Source organism: Liquorilactobacillus mali KCTC 3596 = DSM 20444 (assembly GCF_000260415.1).
Taxonomy (GTDB): Bacteria; Bacillota; Bacilli; order Lactobacillales; family Lactobacillaceae; genus Liquorilactobacillus; species Liquorilactobacillus mali.
In genome coordinates, this window is sequence record NZ_BACP01000022.1 from 1 (window position 1) to 2,057 (window position 2,057).

Consider the following 2,057-nt stretch of genomic DNA (forward strand, 5'->3'; position numbering starts at 1 on the left):
TAATGCACATTTACTTGATAAGGCTTTATATATGGATATTATTTTTGTGATAGTTATTGCAACGTTACTAGCACCATTGCTATTACGTTGGTCATTGAAAAAGTTAAATCAAATCAATTGATTTGCTGGTAAGATTATTTAGAGAGCTGGGTCAGAAGTTAAATTTTGACTTGGCTCTTCTATTTGTTCTGAATAAACAGTTGGAATATATGATTACGGTTGCAATTTCTTTTATTTTGAAAAGCTTAAGATTTCAATCAAAAATAATTTATTCATTGTTAATTCATGATTTACATGGAATAATAATACTAAGTTGCATCATCTACCAGCGAGGAGGAATATTCTTATGCAGAATCATGAAGCAGGACACAGTTTTTTAGCACGGTTAGGCAAGACTAAACTACGTCCAGGTGGGATAACAGCTACAAATTGGTTACTAGAACAAAGTAATATACAGAAAGATACAAAAGTTTTAGAGGTAGCATGCAATATGGGAACAACCATGATTTATTTAGCCAAAAAATATGATTGTGACGTCGTTGGATTGGACCAAAGTCCCACTGTTTTGAAAAGGGCTAAACAAAACATTTTAAAAAATAATCTCTCCCAAAAGTTAAAAACTATTCAAGGAAACGCTCTTAAATTACCCTTTGAGGATAATACTTTTGATATCGTTATAAATGAAGCAATGCTAACCATGTTAGGTGAGAATGCCAAAAAGAAGGCCGTTGCAGAATATTATCGCGTACTGAAACCAAATGGCGTTCTCTTGACCCACGATGTTTGCCTATTTTTAGATGATACCGGTAAAAAAGAAAAACTCATTGAAGAACTAAGTCGAACAATTAATGTCCACGTGGGTCCGATGGACGCCGCTGGTTGGAAAAAGTTATTTGAGGCTAACGGATTTGAAAATTCCCAAAAAGTAGGAAAAATGACTTTAATGAATCCAATTGGCATGATACATGACGAGGGCCTTTTACGGACATTAAAAATTGTTAGAAATGGTTTTAAAAAAGAGAACCGATCAATGTTTTTCAAAATGTTTAATTTTTTCAAGAGTAATCAACAAAATTTAGGTTATGTAGCAAACTACAGCGTAAAAAAGGGAGTAAATGTCGATGAAAAAATATCAAGGAACTAACAAAATTAGTAATATCTTTGAGTCAAAAAATCAAGTTATCACAAATTTAGTAATTCCAAAAGGAAAAGAAATTCCCACTCACCATGTGCCTTATACAGTTGTCGTCGTTCCTGTTAAAGGAAAAATCATTTTTTCAGGAGAAAATTTTGAAGAAGAGATAAAACCTGGAATAATTGTTAGGATGCAGCCAGATGAAAAGCATAAATTGTTCGCATTAACAGATAGTGAAATTATGGTAATCAAATCACATTTGGCAAATTAATAAACACGCAATCTGTTTGTCTGTAAAGAATTTTCATTATGAGGTCCAGAGATAAAACAGCCAAAAAACATTAATAATGGATAATAACTATTGTAGAGGAGGAAGAACTACCGTTATGGTTTATGCTACAAAAGAACAAGCCATTGCACTATTAGAAAATCTGCAAATTAATTACAAAATGATTGAGCATCCGCCTTTGTGGACAATGAATGATCCGCACGCTCCCAAGGGCTTACCAGAGGTTAAAAACCTCTTGATAAAAAAGAAAAAAAGTGATCAGTACTATTTGTTTCTAACTACTAACAAGCCAGTTGATTTTAAACTTTTGGCGGTACAATTAGAAACTAGTCGCAACAAACTAAAATTTGCAAGTGAAGCAGAACTGGAAGGAATACTGCACGTTGTATCAGGTATGGTAACTCCATTGGCATTACCTAATGATATTTACCACAAAGTTCAAGTACTGATAGACGCAGATTTGCAGAAATTGCCGGCAATTTCTGCGCACCCTAATGTCAATACTGCAACTATTATTATCTCCTATGAAGATCTTATTAAACTATTAGAGAGCATAGGTTACATACCGCAAATCATACAACAAGATTATTGTCTATAATTATTTTAACACCTCTTAGGATGCTCAATCTATTT

The 2,057-nt window shown here is 33.2% G+C and carries 3 protein-coding genes; all 3 read left to right on the top strand.

All coding sequences use genetic code 11. From position 1 onward, the window contains the following. The first annotated feature begins 346 nt into the window (after positions 1 to 346). Complete coding sequence (locus GSM_RS13925) at positions 347 to 1,144, top strand: class I SAM-dependent methyltransferase (RefSeq protein WP_010077800.1); 798 nt, start codon at positions 347 to 349, stop codon at positions 1,142 to 1,144. Continuing rightward, positions 1,122 to 1,406 (top strand): cupin domain-containing protein, encoded by a 285-nt coding sequence (locus GSM_RS03230; RefSeq protein WP_003689470.1) that lies wholly within the window; start codon positions 1,122 to 1,124, stop codon positions 1,404 to 1,406. The genes GSM_RS13925 and GSM_RS03230 overlap by 23 nt, the downstream gene beginning before the upstream one ends. A gap of 115 nt (positions 1,407 to 1,521) precedes the next feature. Further along, positions 1,522 to 2,022, top strand: a complete 501-nt coding sequence (locus GSM_RS03235) for a YbaK/EbsC family protein (RefSeq protein ID WP_003689468.1) — start codon at positions 1,522 to 1,524, stop codon at positions 2,020 to 2,022. The last annotated feature ends 35 nt before the right edge of the window (positions 2,023 to 2,057 follow it).